Annotated in this window: 1 protein-coding gene; it reads right to left on the bottom strand. The window is 62.4% G+C overall.

Annotated features, from left to right (window positions below):
* Positions 1–494 (bottom strand): reverse transcriptase domain-containing protein (locus ACYVDG_RS32740; protein ID WP_460764213.1); only part of this gene is annotated, 494 nt, incomplete at its 3' end.
* Positions 495–543: the final 49 nt, after the last annotated feature.

Here is a 543-nt window from a genome sequence, read left to right as displayed (position 1 = left end):
TGCTCACTGGCACAGTGCACCACCACATCATCCACATACCTCTCAAACGTGACCCCCGGAAAACTCCGAGCCATCCACGCATCAAAGGCATAATGCAAAAACAGATTCGCCAGAACCGGAGAGATCGCCGACCCCTGCGGGGTGCCGCGATCCCGCTCCTGAAGGGTCCCATCAGGCAGCACCAGCGGCGCTTGCAGCCACCGCTGCACATACAGCACCACCCACGCCTGGGACCGATCAGTGTGGGCCTGGACCGCTTTGATGATCAGATCCCACGGCACACTGTCGAAGAACGCGCGAATGTCCAGGTCGATGACCCAGTTCGCACGCCAACAGCGCCAACGGCAACTACCCACCGCATCGATCGCTGACCGCCCCGGCCGGTAGCCATAGGAATCGGGATGGAAGACAGGCTCAGCTGACTCCTCCAACACCCGTGCCGCTACCGTCTGAGCGATCCGATCCCCGACCGTGGGCACACCCAACAGGCGCACACCCCCACTGTCCTTGGGAATCTCGACCCCACGCACCGCAGGCGGAAAG

It is taken from the genome of Nocardiopsis oceani (assembly GCF_054777395.1).
This window is presented reverse-complemented; position numbering and strand designations above follow the sequence as displayed.